Origin of the sequence: Novosphingobium profundi (assembly GCF_018491765.1) — a bacterium.
Lineage (GTDB): Bacteria > Pseudomonadota > Alphaproteobacteria > Sphingomonadales > Sphingomonadaceae > Novosphingobium > Novosphingobium profundi.
Genome location: NZ_JABWCU010000001.1, coordinates 165,002 through 180,555, shown reverse-complemented (window position 1 = coordinate 180,555; position 15,554 = coordinate 165,002). Strand labels below are relative to the sequence as shown.

The 15,554-nt window shown below is 68.4% G+C and carries 14 protein-coding genes and 1 riboswitch; of the genes, 6 read left to right on the top strand and 8 right to left on the bottom strand.

The genetic code is table 11. The features are described 5' to 3' along the window. Positions 1 to 73 precede the first annotated feature (73 nt). Positions 74 to 1,594: an ABC1 kinase family protein gene (locus HT136_RS00865; RefSeq protein WP_214196805.1), complete on the bottom strand. Its 1,521-nt coding sequence runs from the start codon at positions 1,592 to 1,594 to the stop codon at positions 74 to 76. Between the two features lie 147 nt (positions 1,595 to 1,741). Here HT136_RS00865 and HT136_RS00860 point away from each other — a divergent pair, with 147 nt between their 5' ends. After that, a complete protein-coding gene (locus tag HT136_RS00860; protein ID WP_214196804.1) occupies positions 1,742 to 3,430 on the top strand; it encodes a M28 family metallopeptidase in 1,689 nt (562 codons plus the stop codon). A 4-nt stretch (positions 3,431 to 3,434) separates the two neighbouring features. After that, positions 3,435 to 4,001, top strand: a complete 567-nt coding sequence (locus HT136_RS00855) for a septal ring lytic transglycosylase RlpA family protein (RefSeq protein WP_214196802.1) — start codon at positions 3,435 to 3,437, stop codon at positions 3,999 to 4,001. A gap of 63 nt (positions 4,002 to 4,064) precedes the next feature. Here the strand turns inward: HT136_RS00855 and HT136_RS00850 are convergent, their stop codons facing one another. After that, complete coding sequence (locus HT136_RS00850; protein ID WP_214196801.1) at positions 4,065 to 4,271, bottom strand: FmdB family zinc ribbon protein; 207 nt, start codon at positions 4,269 to 4,271, stop codon at positions 4,065 to 4,067. A 138-nt stretch (positions 4,272 to 4,409) separates the two neighbouring features. Between HT136_RS00850 and HT136_RS00845 the strand changes: the two genes are divergently transcribed. Further along, positions 4,410 to 4,565 (top strand): hypothetical protein, encoded by a 156-nt coding sequence (locus HT136_RS00845; protein ID WP_214196799.1) that lies wholly within the window; start codon positions 4,410 to 4,412, stop codon positions 4,563 to 4,565. 321 nt (positions 4,566 to 4,886) lie between these two features. Beyond that, the gene (locus HT136_RS00840) at positions 4,887 to 7,058 is read left to right on the top strand and encodes a M3 family metallopeptidase (RefSeq protein ID WP_214196797.1); all 2,172 of its coding nucleotides are present in this window, start codon (positions 4,887 to 4,889) and stop codon (positions 7,056 to 7,058) included. A gap of 87 nt (positions 7,059 to 7,145) precedes the next feature. On the opposite strand, the gene HT136_RS00835 is transcribed toward HT136_RS00840, so the two are convergent. The 6 genes from HT136_RS00835 to HT136_RS00810 form a co-directional block, all read right to left on the bottom strand. Beyond that, positions 7,146 to 7,844 (bottom strand): TIGR02466 family protein, encoded by a 699-nt coding sequence (locus tag HT136_RS00835; protein WP_214196795.1) that lies wholly within the window; start codon positions 7,842 to 7,844, stop codon positions 7,146 to 7,148. Positions 7,845 to 8,189: 345 nt separating this feature from the next. Continuing rightward, positions 8,190 to 8,549 (bottom strand): hypothetical protein, encoded by a 360-nt coding sequence (locus HT136_RS00830; protein ID WP_214196793.1) that lies wholly within the window; start codon positions 8,547 to 8,549, stop codon positions 8,190 to 8,192. Between the two features lie 89 nt (positions 8,550 to 8,638). Next, positions 8,639 to 9,421 carry an ABC transporter ATP-binding protein gene (locus HT136_RS00825; protein ID WP_214196791.1) on the bottom strand — a complete coding sequence of 261 codons (783 nt, stop codon included), beginning with the start codon at positions 9,419 to 9,421 and terminating at the stop codon, positions 8,639 to 8,641. Between the two features lie 13 nt (positions 9,422 to 9,434). Continuing rightward, positions 9,435 to 10,403 carry a FecCD family ABC transporter permease gene (locus tag HT136_RS00820; protein WP_214196790.1) on the bottom strand — a complete coding sequence of 323 codons (969 nt, stop codon included), beginning with the start codon at positions 10,401 to 10,403 and terminating at the stop codon, positions 9,435 to 9,437. After that, complete coding sequence (locus HT136_RS00815; protein ID WP_214196788.1) at positions 10,400 to 11,269, bottom strand: ABC transporter substrate-binding protein; 870 nt, start codon at positions 11,267 to 11,269, stop codon at positions 10,400 to 10,402. Before HT136_RS00815 ends, HT136_RS00820 begins: the two co-directional genes overlap by 4 nt. A gap of 2 nt (positions 11,270 to 11,271) precedes the next feature. Beyond that, entirely contained in the window at positions 11,272 to 13,125 is a 1,854-nt protein-coding gene (locus tag HT136_RS00810; RefSeq protein ID WP_214196785.1) for a TonB-dependent receptor domain-containing protein, read from the bottom strand. 108 nt (positions 13,126 to 13,233) lie between these two features. Continuing rightward, positions 13,234 to 13,434: riboswitch (cobalamin riboswitch) on the bottom strand. Positions 13,435 to 13,675: 241 nt separating this feature from the next. Here HT136_RS00810 and HT136_RS00805 point away from each other — a divergent pair. Together HT136_RS00805 and HT136_RS00800 are read left to right on the top strand one after the other, a co-directional pair. After that, positions 13,676 to 14,905 (top strand): cell wall hydrolase, encoded by a 1,230-nt coding sequence (locus HT136_RS00805; RefSeq protein ID WP_343222073.1) that lies wholly within the window; start codon positions 13,676 to 13,678, stop codon positions 14,903 to 14,905. A 228-nt stretch (positions 14,906 to 15,133) separates the two neighbouring features. Next, complete coding sequence (locus tag HT136_RS00800; RefSeq protein WP_214196782.1) at positions 15,134 to 15,520, top strand: hypothetical protein; 387 nt, start codon at positions 15,134 to 15,136, stop codon at positions 15,518 to 15,520. Positions 15,521 to 15,554 lie beyond the last annotated feature (34 nt).

Genomic DNA, 15,554 nt, shown 5'->3' with positions numbered 1-15,554 from the left:
CAACCTGCCGGGTGCGAAAGGGTTCCCTCCGCCCGCCGCGCCGCGATCACGGCCTGACCCGGCTCCGCGCCTCTCAGCCGACCAGCCGCGCCACCACGCCGATCAACGCGTGGGCGACGAGCGCGGCGCCGACCAGCGCACCTGCACGGCGCACCGCCCGGGCGGTGGCCTCCTCGCCCGGTGGTGCCTCCTCGCCGCGTTCCAGCCGCGCGCTCGCCGCGCGCATCAGGCGCGGTGCCTGATCGGCCACGCGCGCGAGTTCGAGCAGCAGCGCCTCGCCGCGCTCGGGCCGCGCCAGCCCCGAGAGACGGTGCGTGATCAGCCGCAGACGCATGGCGCCCAGCGCCTCGGACAAGTCGAAGCCCGGCGCGATGCCCGATAGGACCCCGTCCATCGTCACCATCGCCTTGAAGATGAGGACGAGGTCGGGCGGCAGCACCAGCCCCTCCTCGCGCAGGAGCGGGAAGAAGTCGGCTACCATTGCGCTGAGCACCAGCGGCCCGGTGGAGTGGCGCGCGACCAGCCGCTCGGCGGCGACCATCAGCCGCTCGCGCGAAACGTCGCCGGTCTGCGACCACAGCGCGAGGGTGTCGGCCACGCCCGCCGGATCGCCCGCGCGCAGGGCGAGGATGAAGGTCAGGAACTCGTGGCTGCGGCGCGGGGCGATGGTGCCGACCGAACCAAGGTCGATCAGCGCGAGACGATCGGGCGCGAGGCACAGGAGGTTGCCAGGGTGCGGGTCGGCGTGGAAGCGCCCGTTGACGAGCACCATCTCGAGCACCAGCTCGGCGCCGAGCGCGGCGATCGCCTCGGGATCGATGCCCTTCGCCCGCAAGGCCTGTGCGCTGCGCGGCGGCGTGCCCTCGATGAAGTCCATCACCAGGAGGTCGGGCCCGGTGTGCGCCCAATGGATGCGCGGCACGGTGACGCGCGCAAGATCGGTAAGGTCCTCGCGCAGGCGCTCGGCGTTACGCGCCTCCTGCGTGAAGTCGAGCTCCTCGAGAATGTCGCGCCCGAGCTGCTCGATCATCGGGCGGGGCGCAAGCCGACGCAGTGCGGGCGAACGCGCCTCGGCGAGTCCGGCAAGCCGGCGCAGAATGCGCATGTCCGCCTCCATCCGGGCCGCGATGCCCGGGCGGCGGATCTTGACCGCGACCTCGGTGCCGTCGGCCAGCCGCGCGCGGTGGACCTGCGCCATCGAGGCCGCGGCGAGCGGCTGTGGATCGAACTCGTCGAAGACCTCCTCGGGCGGGGCACCGAGCGCGGCTTCGACCTGGCCGCGCAAATCCTCGAACGGCAGCGTCGGCGCCTCGTCCTGCAGGCGTTCGAAGGCCGCGATCCACTCGTCCGAGAGAAGGTCGCGGCGGGTGGCGAGGATCTGCCCGAACTTGACGAAGGTGGGCCCCAGCGCCTCGAGAGCGCGGCGGGTGCGGCTGGGCAGGTCGCGCTCGGATGCGGAATCTCCGTCGCTCCGCTTGCCCTCCCCCAGCCCGAGCCGCACTGCCAGCGCCTCGAGCCCGAACCGCGCGATCACGGCGGTGATTTCGCCCCAGCGCGCGCGGTCGCGCGGCCCCATGGTCATGACCTCGAACATGGCTCTCCTTTCGCTCCGAGCCTAGCAACACGCATGCAATGCGCGCGGTTCCGATCGGCCTTGCGAAACCCCATTCGAACAGAGCTTTGCACATCTCGCACAGGCTCCGCGCTTGTCCTTCGCGCCTGTCGCCCTAGAATGCGCACCATGCTGAACCGTACCCTGCTTTGCCTCGCCAGCGCGCTGGCCGCTCTTCCGATCGCTTCCGCCGAAGCCCAGACGGCATCCGCCACTTCCGCCCCCCTCGCCCTCGACACCAAGCGCATCGCGCGCGACGTCACGACGATGGCTTCGGACACTTTCGAGGGCCGTGCACCGGGTACCGCGGGCGACGAGCGCACGATCGGCTACCTCATCGCGCGCATGCAGGACGAAGGCCTCGAGCCTGCCGGGCCGGACGGCCAGTGGGTCCAGGCCGTGCCGCTGCTGCACACGAAGCTGGGCACGCCCCGCACGCTTGCCTTCCAGACGCCCAAGGGCGCGCTCGCGGTCGATCGCACCAAGGACATCTACGTCTCGACACTGCGTCCCGCCGATGCCGCCGTCATCGACAAGGCCCCGGTCGTCTTCGTGGGCTACGGGGTCAAGGCTCCCGAACGCGGCTGGGACGACTTCAAGGGCGCGGACCTTGCGGGCAAGGTCGTCGTCTTCCTGGTCAACGACCCCGACTTCGAAGCGGCCAAGGGCATGGATCCCTACGGCAAGTTCGGCGGGCGCACGATGACCTATTACGGGCGCTGGACCTACAAGTTCGAGGAGGCCGCACGCCAGGGCGCGGTGGGCGCGCTGATCGTCCACGACACCGCCGGCGCGGGCTATGGCTGGAACGTGGTAGAGAGTCCGGGCGGCGAGAACTACGACGTGGTCAAGAGCGCCGACACGCTGACCCCGCTCCAGCTCCAGGGCTGGATCCAGGGCGCGGTTGCCAAGGACCTCTTCGCGCGCGCCGGGCTCGATCTCGCCGCGCTGGAGAAGCAGGCGCGTTCGAAGGACTTCAAGCCCGTTGTGCTCAAGGGCGTGACTTTCTCGGCCGACGTTCCCGTCACCCACGAGACGATCACCAGCCACAACGTGCTGGGCAAGATCGCAGGCACCACCCACGCCGACGAGGCGGTGATCTTCGGCGCGCACTGGGACGCCTACGGCAAGGGCGAGCCCGACGCGCAAGGGCGCATCTACCGCGCCGGCGCCAACGACGACGCGCTCGGCGTCGCGGCCCTCCTCGACATCGCGCGCGTCATGAAGACCCGCCCCGCGCCCGAACGCTCGGTGGTCTTCGCGGCCTGGACCGGCGAGGAGCGCGGGCTGCTCGGCTCGGAATTCTACGCGGCCAATCCGGTCGTGCCGATGGAAAAGACGGTGGCGAACCTTGCCATCGACATCCTCCAGACGGCGGGCCCGGCCAAGGACGTGATCCTCGTCGGCCAGGGGCAGGACACGCTCGAGGACGACATGGCGCGCGTCGCCAGGACGCAAGGGCGCACCGTCACCCCCGAAGGCCTGCCCGAGCGCGGGCTGTTCTACCGCGCCGACCACTTCTCGTTCGCCAAGCGCGGCGTGCCGGTGATGCTGCTGATGGGCATTGCGGGGGCCTCGAACCTCGAACAGGGCGGCACCAAGGCCGGGCAGGACTGGATCGATGCCTATACCGGCAACTGCTACCACCAGGCCTGCGACGCGATCGGGCCCGACTGGAACCTGACCGGCGCGCTCGAGGACATCGATCTCATCGGCCGGATCGGCTGGGACCTCGCCACCTCGCGCCGCTGGCCGACGTGGAAGGCGGGCTCGGAATTCAAGGCGATCCGCGAGCAAAGCGCGGCCAGCCGGAACTGATCGGGTGCGCAAGGCGCTCGCGCTTCTCCTCGTCTCGAGCCTCGCGCTTGCCGCCTGCGGTGGGGGCACCCGCTTCCGGCCGGTAAGCGACACCCCGGTGCGCATCGGGCCGCCCTATTCGGTGCGCGGCGCGCGCTACACCCCGCGCGCGCAGCCCGGTTACGACATGCTCGGCTATGCCACCTGGTACGGCAACGAAAGCGGCAACCAGACCGCCAGCGGCGAACGCTTCCGCGCCAAGTGGATCACCGGTGCGCACAAGGACCTGCCGCTGCCCAGCTACGTCGAAGTCACCGCGCTCGACACCGGGCGGCGCATCCTCGTGCGCGTCAACGACCGCGGCCCCTTCGGCGATCCCACCCGCATCCTCGACCTTTCGAAAGGCGCGGCGCAGGAACTGGGGGTGCTCGCCAAGGGCAAGGCCGCGGTGCGCGTGCGCGTGGTCGAGCCCGACGAAAAGGACAAAGCGCGGCTGCGCAAGGGCAAGAGCGCGCGCACCCTGCCCCCCGTCTCCGCGCGCGCGCTCGCCAGCCTGCAAAGCCAGTTCGAACGCGGCGTGGGCACGCGCTGAGGGTACGCTTCGCGACAATGTCGCGAAGACGACACGCCCCGCCGGCTCCGGCACCCGCGCCTCTCAGAAGTTGCTGAGGTGGCCCTCGCGTTTGGCGCGCGCGCGCCCCGCCGCGATCAGCGCCTTCGACTTGCCCGGTGGGGACACCCGCGAAACCAGCCGCTCGAGCGCGGTGTTGCCGCAATTCGGGCAAACCGGCGTGTCGCTCGAGCGCATCAGCAGCTCGAACGCGGCGGTGCATTCGGGGCAGTGGAAATCGTATAGCGGCATGGGTCCTCGCGGCGATCGTGGCGAACTGGCCAACTGCGTTGCGAAAAGCGTGCCAGCCACCACCCGTGAAAAATTTGCCCGAGCCGGGAACCAACGCGCCCGCGCGCGCGTTGAAGTGGTTGGATAGAGGAGAATGCCATGAACATCGGAGCCGAATTGCCGTTCCGCCGCTCGAGCTTCAGCCGGAAGACCGGATCGCTCGTGTTCGACCGCCAGCGTGATGACGCTGCCCGCGAGGACACCGAGACTCCCGACTTTCGCGTCTGGACCCAAGGACGCTTCCGCAAGCTCTGACCGCAAGGCCCGCAGGGCCAGTCTCCCCTGACCCGAAACCACCGGGGCATCCCTGCCTCCCGGTGGTTTCGTGCATCTGGGCCCCCGCACGATCGCGCCCGCAAGATTTTTGCCGCGAGGGTCTTGTTTCGCTTAGCAAATGACGTCGCAGCGGCGATCTGAGCAAGAGGCGCTCACAGCGCCAGTTGGCGCTTGCAATGCCCGGCCCATCGCGCTTCAACCCCCGCCACGACATCGTCTTCAGGCCCGGTAACCGGCGCTAACGAGAACGCCGGCACGCCCATTTGTCGCTTGCCTGTTGACCATCTGGAGATTGCATCGATGAAGAACCGGCTCCTTGCAGCCGCTGCACCGGCTGTCCTTGCCAGCCTTGCTCTTTCGGGAACCGCAGCCATGACCCTTGCCTCGCCCGCGCTCGCCGCCGATGCCGCCCCCAAGGCCACTGCACCCTATGATGGCGTCTTCGCCAAGCCGAGCACGCTGCCCTTCCACGCGCCCGACTTCGCCAAGATCAAGGACAGCGACTGGAAGCCCGCGATCGAGGCCGGCATCGCCCAGAAGCGCGCCGAGATGAAGGCCATCGCCAACAACACGGCAGCGCCGACTTTCGCGAACACCCTCGTCGCGATGGAGCGCGCGGGCGTCCTCTACGACCGCGTCTACAACGTCTTCAGCCAGCTGACCTCGGCCAACACCAGCGACGCGCTCGACGCCGTGGACACCGAAGTCTCGCCCCAGATCGCCGCGATGGAAGACGCGATCTACCTCGACCCCAAGCTCTTCGCCCGCGTCAAGGCGGTGCACGACAGCGCGGCGGGCAAGGCGCTCACCGGCGAGGACGCGATGCTGCTCAAGACGCAGTACGCCAAGTTTGTCCACCGCGGCGCCCTGCTCAGCCCCGCGCAGAAGACCGAGCTCAAGGCAATGAACACCGAAATCTCGACGCTCGAGACCCAGTTCGCCCAGCAGCTGACGCAAGCCAACAACGCCCACGCCGTGGTGTTCGACAGCAAGGAGCAGCTCGCTGGCCTCTCCGACGCGCAGATCGCCGCCGCCGCCGAGCGCGCCGCCAAGGACGGCAAGCCGGGCAAGTACGTCCTGCCGCTGATCAACTACACCCAGCAGCCCGTGCTCGCGCAGCTCACCAACCGCGAGAGCCGCCGCCGTGTCTTCGAGGAAAGCATCAACCGCGCCTCCTCGGGCGACCAGTACGACACCACCGGTATCGTCACCAAGATCGCCACGCTGCGCGCGAAGAAGGCCAAGCTGCTCGGCCAGCCCGATTTCGGCACGTTCCAGATGTACGACCGCATGATCAACACGCCCGCAAAGGCGATGACGTTCATGAAGGGCTTCGTGCCCGCGCTGCGCGCGACGCAGGACCGCGAGGCCGGCGTGCTGCTCGAGGCCGCCAAGGCCGACGGCGTGACCACGCTCCAGCCCTGGGACTGGACCTACTACGCCGAGAAGGTCCGCAAGGCGAAGTACGACCTCGACGAAAGCGCCATCAAGCCCTACTTCGAGGTCTACAACGTGCTGGAAAACGGCGTGTTCTACGCCGCCAACAAGACTTACGGGCTGACCTTCAAGCGTCGCACCGACTTGCCCGTCTACCACCCCACGATGCGCGTCTACGAAGTGATCGACAGTGACGGGAAGACCCCGCTCGGCCTGTTCTACTTCGATCCGTTCTCGCGCCCGTCCAAGCGCGGCGGTGCATGGATGAACAACTTCGTCGAGCAGTCGAACCTGCTGGGCGAGAAGCCGGTCATCGCCAACACGCTCAACATCGACCCGCCCGCCGAAGGCCAGCCCGCGCTCGCGAGCTGGGACGACGTGACGACGATGTTCCACGAATTCGGCCACGCGCTTCACGGCTTCTTCGCGCATCAGCAGTACCCGGCGCTCTCGGGCACCAACACCGCGCGCGACTTCGTGGAATTCCCCAGCCAGTTCAACGAGAACTTCGCGACCGTGCCCGAAGTGCTCGCGCACTACGCCAAGCACTACAAGACCGGCGCGCCGCTGCCCGCAGGGCTGCTCGACAAGATCGATGCGGCGGGCAAGTTCAACCAGAGCGTGGGCTTTGGCGAAACGCTCGAGGCGGCCATGCTCGACATCAAGTGGCACACGCTCACCCCCGAAGAGGCTGCGCAGCCGCCGATTGAGTTCGAGAAGCAGGCCCTCGCCAGCCTTGGCCTGCGCACCGACCTCATCCCGCCGCGCTACCGCACGCCCTACTTCCGGCACATCTGGGACAACGGCTATGCCTCGGGCTACTACTCGTACATCTGGACCGAAGTGCTTGCGCATGACGGCTGGGACTGGGTGGAAAAGCACGGCGGCATGACCCGCGCCAACGGCGACCACATCCGCACGACGTTCCTGGGCCAGGGCCACTCGAAGGACCTCGACGTGCTCTACCGCGACTTTACCGGACACGACCCCGAGCTCGAACCGATGCTCGAGGCGCGCGGCCTTTCGGGCAAGTAGGCGCGGCCAAGACCCCGAACACGTAAAAGGCCCGGACGGCTTCCACGCCGTCCGGGCCTTTTTCACGTCGCCTCGCGGCGTCGGCGCTCAGCCCGCCATGGGCGGTACGAGGTTGATCGCGATCGAGATGCGCGGGCGCTTGCCCGTGAACACCGCGACCTGATGCAGCAGCCACGACGGGAACAGCACCAAGGTGCCCGACTTCGGGCTCACCTGGTGGCGAAGCCCCGCCAGCAGGCAGCCCTCGATCCGCATCTTGATGCTGGGCGCGAGCATGAGCGGCATCGAGCCGCGCGGGTCGAGGAACTCCAGCTCGCCGCCGCAATCCTCTTCGCCCGGCTCCCGCCCGTCGTCGACCCAGTAGACCGCCGACCAATAGGCCCCCGGGTGCGCGTGGCTGACGTTGCCGTGGCCCGACCGGTTGACGTTGGCCCAGGCGTTGAAAGCCCAGTCGAGATCGGCCGCGACCAATCCGTGGGCCGGATCGAGCACGGCCGACATGCGGTTGGCGAAGGCGATCGCGAAGGCGACCAGCTCGGCTCCCGCCTCGCCGCTCCAGGCGAGGAAATCGTCCTGCGACTGCCAGCCGCCCTGGTTGCTATGGCTGACACCTGGATCGGCCGCCTCGTGCGCGAGGATGACCTCGGTCAGTTCGCGGCAGAGCCGTTCGGCCTCTGGATGCACGATACTGGCGAGCGGGGTCGGGAAGATCTTGGCGATCTGCACGAGGTCCGAGTTGACCGACGCGGCGGCTTCGCGCGCGCGCTGATGGATCGGGCTGGACATGGTTGGCTGTGCACTCTCTTCAAATAGGTCAAGAAACCGGCGTCGCCGCCACGGGCGGAGCGAAGGATCGGCGTGCACCGCAAGGCAAATCGCCCCGCAGCCTGTCTCGTTCCGTCCCTGCGGTCGCGAAGCCCTGACCCCGCGCCTGCTCTCGTTCGCTATCCATTATAGAGCGAACACGACCGCCTCCGGACGAACGCGGAGCATTTCACACGAAGATCGGCCCAGCCGGACGAGACCTGTGACGAAAGGAGAACGCGACCGTTTCGAGGGGCAGCGCCGCTCGAGCTCCATTTGCCGTCTGGGCCGGTAGGCGAATGTCCGGTTTTCGAAGGCAGATTGCCTTTACCGGACGTTTCTTGCCGCACCTTGTCCGTTGTGTTGAATCAGCTCAATCAGGTGCTGAGCATCAGCACAGATCTTAGGCCACGAGGGGTGCCCTATGATAGCATGCCCCCAGTCCCCTGATGTCTCAGCGCCAGCGAGTGCATGGAGCTTAAACGCAAGGTCATCGGCGACAGGTAATTCGTCAGGAAAAAGCCAAGTACCTTTACCCTGATGGGGATCGTCATAAAGCTCTATATCGTTCAACAGCGTTTCCGCCGCTTCGCTGGCTCGAGCTGTGCTGGTTTGGGGATCGGCTAGGATCAGGCAAGCATAGTAAAGATCGCGTCGCTCCGGCCACACCCAATGATTCTCGTTCATTTGCAAAGTCTGAACCAACGACCGATTAGGAGCAAGGCAGCACGCCCCATGAACAACCAACAAGGGCGCCAATCCGCCAACCAGCCGCCTCAGTCGAGCGGGCGCAGGCCGCGTTCCATGACTGGGGACGGCGAGGCGACCGAAAGGGCCCGTTCGCCCGGGTCGCCGAGCCAGCGGGCGCGGCATTTCCACACGCGGCTGATCAGCTCCTGCGTCAGCGCGACTTCGGGAACGCCTTCGGCGACCACCCGGCCCTTGTCGAGCACGACGACGTGATCGGCGTGGTTCATCGCGGTGGCAAGGTCGTGGAGCACCAGCACCACCCCGCGCCCCTGCTGCGCCTGCTGGCGAAAGCGGCGCATCAGCGCGGCCCCATGGCCGAGGTCAAGGCTGGCGAGCGGTTCGTCGGCGAGCAGCCAGCCGGGCCGGGTCGCCAGCACGCGCGCCATCAGCGCGCGGGCGCGCTCACCGCCCGAGAGCCGCGAGACCGGTCGGTGGCGCAGCTCCTCGAGGTCCATCGCCGCGATCGCGTCCTCGATCGCCTGCGCGTTCTCGCCGGCGGGCGCGTCGCTCCAGGGCAGGCGGCCAAGCGAGACGAGCACCTCGACCGCAACGTCCCAGGCGACCTCCGGGCTCTGCGGCAGGTAGCCGAGCCAGCGCGCGCGCTCACGCGGTGACGAGAACGCCATCGGCCGTCCGCCCAGCCTCACGCTGCCCGAAGTGACCGGCTGGAGGTCGGCAAGGCACGACAGCAGCGTCGACTTGCCCGCGCCGTTGGGTCCGCAGATCGCCGTCACCAACCCGCGCCGGCACTGGATCGTGACCTCGTGCAGGCGCCCCTCGACGCTGAGCTCGCGCGTTCCCATTCCCATCAGACAGCTCGCTTCACAACATGCCCCGGCGCAGCCGCAGCAGCAGGTGGAGGAAGAACGGCGTGCCCAGCAGGCTGAGCGCAATGCCCAGGCGCAGCTCGCCGCTCGACAAGGGCAGCACCCGGCACAGGCAATCGGCCACCACCAGCAGCAGCGCGCCGGCCAGACTGCTGGGGAGCAGCAGCGAGCTCGGCCGCCGGTCGGTCAGCGGGCGCACGAGGTGGGGCACCATCAGCCCGACGAAACCGATGATCCCGGCAACCGCCACCCCCGAGCCGATGATGAGGCCCACGCCCACGATCATCTGGATCTGCAACACCAACGGGTCGACGCCCAACGAACGCGCCGCGCTCTCACCCAGCGTCAGCGCATCGAGGCTGCGCCGCGCCGAGGCGATGACGAAGGCCCCCGCTATGGTGCAGGGCAGCGCGATCGTCACCTCGCGCCACGAACGGTCGGCGAGCGCACCCATCATCCAGGTGACGATCTCGGTCATCGCGAAGGGCGAGGGCGAAAGCGAGATCGCCAGGCTCATCAGCGCCCCGGCAAGGCTGGAGACCATCAACCCTGCAAGCGTGAAAAGCGCGACCCCGCCGCCCCGCCCCGCGATCAGCGCAAGCAGGAGCATCGCCCCCGAGGCGCCGATAAGCGCAAAGACCGGAAGCAGCCAGGGCGAGGCCGCGTAGCCGGTCCAGAAGCTCAGCACGGCGCCCAGCGCCGCGCCCGGCGCGATGCCGAAGAGACCGGGATCGGCGAGCGGGTTGCGCAAGTAGGCCTGCATCGCCGCGCCGGTGAGGCCCAGCCCCGCCCCCAGCGTCACCGCCAGCACCGCGCGAGGCAGGCGCAGCTGGGTCAGGATCAGCGCGGCGTTGTGCGTGTCGGGCGTCAGGGGATCGATCCAGACGCGCCCGGCGAGCAGCGAGAGCGCGGCGGCGAGCACGACGCCGACGAGAAGCGAAAGATTGAGCTTGAGGTTCGTCACCGTGCGCCTTCCTCTCGGCGCATGCGAAAGTCCTCGCGCGCGGCGTGCAGGCGTTCGAGCAGCCGCGGCACGGTCGGGCCGCCGCACCACAGCAGGTTGCGGGAAAGCGGGAAGCGCATCATGTCCTTCATATCGGCAAGCACCGGGTGATGGAGCATGCGGTCTTCCTCGGCAAGCGGGTTGCCGACCGCGAAGACCACGCGCGGCGGATCGGCGACGACCTTCTCGAGTGGGAGAAACTCGGCCTGGTGCAACCCGCGCGCGCTCGCCGAATTGACGAAGCCGGTGTGCTTGAGGAGATCGACCACCAACGTGTCGTCACCCGCGACGAGCCCGCCCGATTCCCACACCAGCGCGGGCACCGGCGTCCAGCCGGGCGGCGCGGCGCTTTGCGCCAGCGCGGCGTCGATCCGGCCGACGAGGCGTTCGCCCGCAGGCGCATCGCCGCTCAGCGCCGCCAATTCGCGCACTTGCGCGCGCACCCCCGCGATGTCCGAGACGATTGGCTCGAGCACGACCTCGATCCCCAGGTCCTTGAGCGCCTGCTGCGTGGTGGGGGGCATGAAACTGCCCGCCACCACCACGTCGGGCGCGAGCGCGGCGACTTCCTCGACCGAGCCCGAGACCCCGCGATAACGCGCGGCCACGGCCACCCCCATCGAACTGCTCTGCGGATCGTGGCTGTAGCCCGAGATCGCCAGCAATTGCCCGGGCCGGGTCACTTCGGCGAGCACCGCATCGGTGCAGGGGTTGAGCGAGACGATGGTGGGATGCCCGTCCCCGGCCGGCGCGTGCGGCGCAGGGCTGGCGCTGCAGCCCGCGAGCAGCGTTGCCGCCAGCAGCACGGCGGCCGGGGACAGGCGCATCCTCACATCTTCACGCGCAGGCCCGCATAGGCCGAGCGGCCGGGCGTGCCGTAGGTACGCACCACTTCGTAGTGCTCGTCGAAGAGGTTCTCGACGCGCGCGAAGACTTCCAGATTACGGCGCACCGCGTAGGAGCCGCGCAAATTGACCAGGGTGTGTCCCTCGACCCATTGCGTGTTGTCCGCATCGTCCCAGCGCGCGCCGCCGATGCGCAGTTCGCCGCCCAGGCGCAAGCCGCCATAGGGGTTCACCGCGAAGGCACGGTCGATGCCGAAGGTCATGTTGTTCTTGGCGCGGCGCGGCAGACGGGCCCCGGTCTCGCGGTTGACCGCATCGAGATAGGTATAGGCGAAGTTCACGTCGAAACCCTGCCAGCCCAGCACCTGCATGCCAAGCTCGAGCCCCTTCGCCCGGGCGCGGCCGATATTATAGTAGTTCCACTGATCGTAATCGTAATCGATCAGGTTCTTCGTCCGGCGCTCGAACCAGGTGAGCGAGAACGTTCCCTTGCCCCCGGCGAAGGGCTGCTCGACCCCAGCGTCCCAGCTGGTCGAGGTTTCAGGCTTGAGCGCGCGGTAACCCGCGTTGGTGTAGAGCTGGTAGAGCGAGGGCGCCTTGAAGCCTTCGCCGTAGCTGGCGCGCAGCACCGGGCCGCCCTCACCCGCGAGCGCATAGGCACCGTTGGCGGCGAATGTCGTGCGGTCGCCGAACTGCGAATTGTCGTCGTAGCGCAGGCCTGCGTTCAGCGTCAGGCCGGTTACCGGACGCAGCGTGAGGTTGCCGAAGGCGCTGTCGATCGACATCGAATCGTCCGAACCGTAGTTGTCGGTGAAGTCCTGCTTCTCGGTCTCGGCGCCGAGGAGCACGCTGACGAGTTCGACGGGAGTGAACTCGACCTGCCCCTCGACGCGCTGGTTCTTGCCATTGGTCTCGTAAGGCCCCCAGACCGCGTCGTCCGAAATGCGGCGGGTGTCGATCACGCCATAGCCCACGCGCGCCTTCAGCCGGTCGTCGAGCCCGGCATAGCGGATGTTGGCATAGCCGGTGAGATCGCGCTTGAGCCCGAGGTTGAGCGCATCGGCGCCGCTGTTGTCGTAGTCGTAGTTGGCGCGGGTCCAGAAAGTACCACCGTCGACCGAGAGGCCCTCGGCCAGTTCGACTTCGGCGCGCGCGTTCAGGCTCTTGCTCTCGAAGCCGTCCTTCTCGGTGGCGCCGCGATCCTCGTTGAAGGCCGAGTAGCCATCGCCCTTGAGCCAGTTGCCGCCGAGCGTCAGCCCGACCGGACCGACGAGGCCGGCGGCCGAGGCGCTCACCTGGCGGCGGTCGCGCCAGCCGTATTCGGCGCTCGCACGCGCGTGCCAATCCTCGGTCGGGCGCTGGGTGATGAGGTTGATCACGCCGCCGATCGCGCGGCTGCCGTAGAGCACGCCCGAGGACCCGCGCACGACCTCGACGCGATCGAACTGGCCGATGGTGAGCGTGCCGAAGTCGAAGCCGCCGCCCACGTCACCCGGATCGTTGACGCGCACGCCATCGATGAGGACGAGGCTCTGCGCGTTCTCGGCGCCGCGGATGAAGACGCTCGAGGGCTGGCCGAAGCCGCCGGCATTGGTCACCTGCACGCCCGGAAGCCGCGCGAGGACCTCGCTCGCGGTGGTCGCCTGGGTCGCCTCGATCTCGGCGCGGGTGACGACGCTGACGGCCTGGCCGACTTCGCTGCGCGGGGTCTCGGTGCGCGTCGCGGTCACCACGATGCCGGTGTCGGCGGTGTCGAACTTCGTTGCATCTTCGGCGAAAGCGGACGTGGCCGGACCGGCCGCAAGTGCGGCTGCGCCCAGAAAATAGCGGTACTTCATGTCAAAAACCCCCGGACCCCCCTGAACGATCGTGCCGTTCCTGGCGGAAGGTCCGCGCCGGTCCCGCTGGCGCCCCATACCGCTGCCCACGGGTCCCCTCGCCCCGCTTGCAAACGACGACCCCGGGCAGGTCTCCTGGCTTGCCGGATCGACGCAGTCCCTTGCGGCCTTCCCGATTGCTCAGTGGCGCTTGGAGCAAGGGGCTGCTCCCCGGTCACAGTTGCGGGGGCAGCGCCGGATTGGAAACCGGCTTCCCTCTTAGGTCCGCAAGGGCCTAAGGCCCGACGCGGACAACCCGTGGCGTGGGCGCGCCTTTAGAACCGGCGCCCGCCAATTGCAACCGAACGCAGGTTCCTCGCAGAGCCCCTTGGCCGCGATGCAGAGGCATTCTTAAGGAATCGGGCGTAAGAGGACGCAGATGTACCGGAGCGGGACGTCGCGTGCATCGCTACGACTTGCGCCGACGACGTCCCTATATAGGAAGCGCGCCAAGCCGCGTATGCGCCGCAAGATCGCGCGTGCACCGATAGCAACAGGACAAGAGCAAGCCGTGCCTACCCCCCCCGCACCCCCCGACTGGATCGCCCCCGGCGACAGGCGGCCTGCGGATTTCCATGCACGCATCACCCGCCCGGGGCGACGCGGTTTTCGCGGCAGCCTCGCGGCGGCCACCGATCCGCGCACCCGCGCCCGCCGTCAGCGTCGGCAACGCCTCGCAGCCGGACTGCTCGCGGTCGTCGCCTTGCCCGCCTTCGCCTCGCCCAGCGCGTGGGAGGACCGTTTCTCGGTCGCGAACGCAGGCTCGAGCGCGCTCGAGGTCGATCCGATGCCCTTCGAACAGGCGGGCTCGAGCTTCCCTGGCTCGGCCTTCTACTATCTCGAACCCGACAAGGTCGTGCTGGGCAAGGGACTTGCCGGTGCCTCGATGACGATCGGCAGTGCGCTCGATCCCGGCCCCTCCGCGCAGGCGCTGCACATTCTCGATGTGCACTTTACCAGCTCGTTCACCGACCGCACCCGCGCGCTGCAATGTCTGACCAGCGCGATCTACTACGAAGCCGCCAGTGAACCCGACGCGGGCCAGCGCGCGGTGGCCCAGGTCGTGCTCAACCGCGTTGCACACCCCAGCTACCCGAACACTGTGTGCGGGGTCGTTTACGAAGGCTCGGAAAAGCCCACTGGCTGCCAGTTCTCGTTCACCTGCGACGGCTCGCTCGCGCGCAAGCCCGCGACCTATTTCTGGAACCGCGCCGAAGACGTCGCCCGCGAGGCGCTTTCGGGCGCGGTCTACCGCCCGGTGGGGCTGGCCACGCACTACCACACGCTCCAGGTCCACCCCTACTGGGCGCAGAGCCTCCACGCGCTGACCACGATCGGCGCGCACCGCTTCTACAGCTTCGCAGGCCCTGCCGGCAACGCGGCGACTTTCCACTACCTCTACGCCGGTGGTGAACCCGCCGCGCGCCCGCATCCGCGCACCGTCCTCGTCGACGGCCGGGACGAGAGCGCGCTCGCCGATCCCCTCGTGGTCCAGCAGAGCTACGCGTGGAAGGCCCCGCTCGCCGCGCCGGGAGCAGGCGCGGACAAAGCTTTGCAAGCGACGCCCGGCTCCGGCGGCGAGGCGGGCTCCGAACCGCGCGACGGCCTGCCCGCGCCGGCCTATACCGCGCAGCAGCGCGCGCAAGGTGGCGATGCGCGCTACCGCGCCAGCGACTTGCCCGCATCCTCGGAAATCCGCCAGGAATTCGAGAATTCAGGACGCTGGCTGAAGCATCCCTGAGCCCCGCGTCCCGCGCGCACGATCATCCGCGCCGCACCCACGATTTGTGTAAACAATTGGGAAACCATAGGCTCACACAAAGGCTTAGCGGCTTTCCCTCTATAAGGAAGCTAACGGAGCCGATTGCGCCCGTGCCGAACCCCGCCCTGGTGGCGCCAACGGCACGCCGAGGCACAGTAGAGCGCTCCGGCTGGTGTCGAGAAACGGTAAAAGGGCTAGATCGGGACAATGGCAATTCGCTTCGCGGCCGCTAGAGGTCAGACGCTTCCGTTCCTGAACCGCGTCCAGTGCGTTTCGGCCCCGCTCGACAGCACCAACGACAACGCCGACCGCAAGTGCCCGGCCAGCTCGATCGACCTTTCGATCGTCTCGCGTGAGACCAGCCCCACACAGGCGGCAATGCCCGAACCCGCCAACGACGAGCGGATGCTCACGCAGGCGCTTCAGCATTTCGCGCGCCACGGCCTCTCGGCCGCCGAACACGCGCGTCGCAACGCCAACGCCGCGCGCCTGGTGGGCGACACCCGCTCGTGCACCTGGTGGATCTCGATCTGCCGCCAGCTCGACCGCCGCATGGCCGAACAGTTCGAACGCAACCTCGCCGCCGGCGCCTGAACGCGTAACCCCGTCCGACGTCCCGGGCGCACAC